At 34.0% G+C, this 2,577-nt stretch carries 3 protein-coding genes; all 3 read right to left on the reverse strand.

Annotated features, from left to right (window positions below):
* Positions 1-328 precede the first annotated feature (328 nt).
* Positions 329-856: a phosphoadenosine phosphosulfate reductase domain-containing protein gene (locus tag NSB25_RS28935; protein WP_242982659.1), complete on the reverse strand. Its 528-nt coding sequence runs from the start codon at positions 854-856 to the stop codon at positions 329-331.
* A gap of 194 nt (positions 857-1,050) precedes the next feature.
* Entirely contained in the window at positions 1,051-1,836 is a 786-nt protein-coding gene (locus NSB25_RS28940; RefSeq protein ID WP_103242786.1) for a DNA-methyltransferase, read from the reverse strand.
* Positions 1,837-2,152: 316 nt separating this feature from the next.
* The gene (locus NSB25_RS30010; protein WP_103242787.1) at positions 2,153-2,479 is read right to left on the reverse strand and encodes an OmpA family protein; all 327 of its coding nucleotides are present in this window, start codon (positions 2,477-2,479) and stop codon (positions 2,153-2,155) included.
* Between the last annotated feature and the right edge of the window lie 98 nt (positions 2,480-2,577).

Below are 2,577 nucleotides of genomic sequence, written 5' to 3' on the forward strand. Positions count from 1 at the left end.
GCAAAGGTTGACTGGCATTTTAGGACAGGTGATGCCAGAATAAAGCTCAAGTCTTTATACCCCAGCTTTACTGCCGCCTCTTAAAAGGCGGTAGTAAGGTTAAATATCATCATGTCAGTACACTAGTTCTCTTTTGAATCGTTCTTCTAATTGAAATACAGATTTACCAACTCCCTTCATAGGCGAATCAATCCTGCTCTGCAATCCTCTTAATCTCTGCCAGTATTCAGGCAAATACATAAAAATATTCTTCAATTCTTTCAAATTTTTATTCTGGCAGCACCAACAACTCACACGATCCAGAACACTATATAATTCAACTCCATTTTCATCCCAATTCCATCCACGATCGTAGCAATATGTAAGACAATCTCTCTGTCATTCCCCAATCAACAAGAGGATATGCTTTACTGACACCAATCCTATTATTTTCTCTAGTCCTTCCAAGTTCATCTGTTGCTATACCAACATATTCAGTTATTTCTTCATTTGGGTAATATTTTTTATAATGATTCATTATTGCTGATAGTTTACCACTCGTTCCCCAGCGAATACCTCTACCTCCACACCAATCATATCCATAATGAATCGGATATGGTTTGCTCTGCGGATCACGATAATTTATTGGTCTAACAAACATATCAAACAAAAAATGATTTTTAGATGATAACTCAGAAAATAGTATTTTATTCTCTGCTAACAATCGTTTCATTTTGTCTCTGTTATGATAAATAGAATCAAATTCCATTCCTGTATCAAAGAAAATCACCTCATCTAAAGGTAAATTTTCTTCTAAAATTCTTAAAACCATGGTAAGACTATCCTTGCCCAAGCTACAACTTGCAATATACTTCATACCAACCACTTACCCTACGGATCGTGGCAAGCAATATACCCTCCCGTGCCAGCTTTCGCCAACGCTGCTAAATTGCTTTTATGTTGAGTTAAACAGTCTCTCAACAACCGGTTTCACCGGATAGGTATTACTCCTTTCGATTTTCTCTCATATTTTTATCGTTCTTTTAAATTTTTCTACTTAAATTTGGCTTTTCATCCTGCTATTCTTTTCACTGCTATATCATAGTATTTCTTCTCTAACTCAATACCAACAAATCTTCTATTTATATTTTTACAAGCAACTCCTGTAGAACCACTACCCATCGTATTATCCAAAACTACTTCATTTTCATTCGTATAAGTTTTTATCAACCATTCCAATAATTCTACTGGCTTTTGAGTCGGATGAAAAAACTTGCCATTACAATGCTCTTTGGAAATACTAATAATAGAAGTTGGATATTTCTCATCGGAAATAATTGTCGGAGTTTCTACAAACTCACCATAACAGCTATTCTTTGTTGGACTGAGCATATTCCCCTTTGAATGATTTCTCTTATGTGGCTCACATTTTGTCATCTGAGGATTATATGTAGGAAGTTTTTTATAAAAAACAACAATATCCTCATGCTGTCTTAATGGCATTCTCTTAGCATTTAGGAATCCAGTCTTTGCCACTTTATCCCATACCAGATTATACTTCCATAATTTAGGATTACTTTTCATAAGGTCAGCAGTAAACATTCCACTGCCAAATAAGAGAATTGCACCATTATCTTTTATTAAACGAGAATATTCATTCCACAATAATGACAGATCTATTTTGCAATCCCATTTTGCATTTTTATTTTTCTTATTTAACACTCCATAAGGTAAATCGGTCAAAACCATATCTATTGATTTGTCAGGGATATTATTCATCAACTCAAGACAATCGCCTTGCCATAATTCATAATTGCTATTCTCGAATATTTTTCTCCACCAGAAAGGTATGATCATCTCACGGCTGCAGCACCTTTGTCCTTTCTGTATTATTTTTCTTTAACTTCTTTAATTTTATCTGTTAACATATTTATTAATCTTGCACCAAGGTTAAAATGAAAACAACGAAATTTATCTAATTGAGTGATTAAACACTCTGGTAGATAGTCAAGCGTATGTTTATTTTTAATACCTTGTGTGGCTTTAACACCACACAACGCAATTTACTCTATTTCGATTTCTTTTTGTATCTGCCAACTATATATCCTACCAAGAAAGCTACTGCAAAGCACACAAGAAATACACCAACATTTAACACAATCATTTGATTCTCCTACTCGACAATTTTAAACGATACATCCGTTCTTCTATTCATCGCACGATGCTCCTCTGTATCATTTTCAACAATTGGATTACTGGAACCATTGCCAACAACAACAATTCTATCAGCAGATATACCATTCATAATAAAATAATTCTTAACTGCTTCTGCTCTTTGTAGAGACAATTTGGTATTATATTCATCAAGCGGATCACTATTAGGATTAGGATCTGTATTACCAGCAATTTCAATAATTGCACCATCAAGAACTTTTGCAATATCAATAAACTTATTTAACTCTGTAGATGCACTAGTGTAGTGACATGTTGATATATAGATAAATTATGCTGGTAAATACAGCCGTTTTGGTATATACTAAGAAAAAAACGGCGGTGATTCCTATGGCAAGACCCAGAAAATATGTAATCAAGCTTACG

The sequence above is a fragment of the Acetatifactor muris genome (genome assembly GCF_024623325.1).
Lineage (GTDB): Bacteria > Bacillota > Clostridia > Lachnospirales > Lachnospiraceae > Acetatifactor > Acetatifactor muris.

What these genes read in the sequence shown, in the direction of transcription:
- NSB25_RS28935 (WP_242982659.1), bottom strand. Translation starts at nt 856, where the DNA reads ATGAAGTATATTGCAAGTTGTAGCTTGGGCAAGGATAGTCTTACCATG.
- NSB25_RS28940 (WP_103242786.1), bottom strand. Translation starts at nt 1,836, where the DNA reads ATGATCATACCTTTCTGGTGGAGAAAAATATTCGAGAATAGCAATTAT.